This window comes from Pseudomonas brassicacearum (assembly GCF_003732265.1).
Lineage (GTDB): Bacteria > Pseudomonadota > Gammaproteobacteria > Pseudomonadales > Pseudomonadaceae > Aquipseudomonas > Aquipseudomonas brassicacearum_D.
The window spans coordinates 1-250 of record NZ_MOBK01000434.1; the positions used below are offsets into that span (position 1 = coordinate 1).

General features: G+C 60.8%; 1 pseudogene. It reads right to left on the reverse strand.

From position 1 onward, the window contains the following. A pseudogene (locus BK660_RS32100) lies at positions 1-250 on the reverse strand (phosphonate monoester hydrolase); the annotation flags it as partial.

Sequence of the window (250 nt, forward strand, 5' to 3'; positions counted from 1 at the left end):
AACTGCGGTCGAAAACCGTCGTAAGCCAGGTATTTCCAGCGCTCGCTACGCACCATGGTCATGCGGCAACGGTCGATCGGCTGGCCCAGACGCTCACGTGCCGGCGCCTGAAAGGCGTAGTCGTATTCGCTGATTGCATAGCGGCGCCAATCCGGATGTTCACCGTGCAGAAGCGGGATCAACGAACGCCCTTCAAGCCGATGCTCCGCGCCCGCCAATCCCAACGCCTGAAGAAACGTCGGCAACGCAT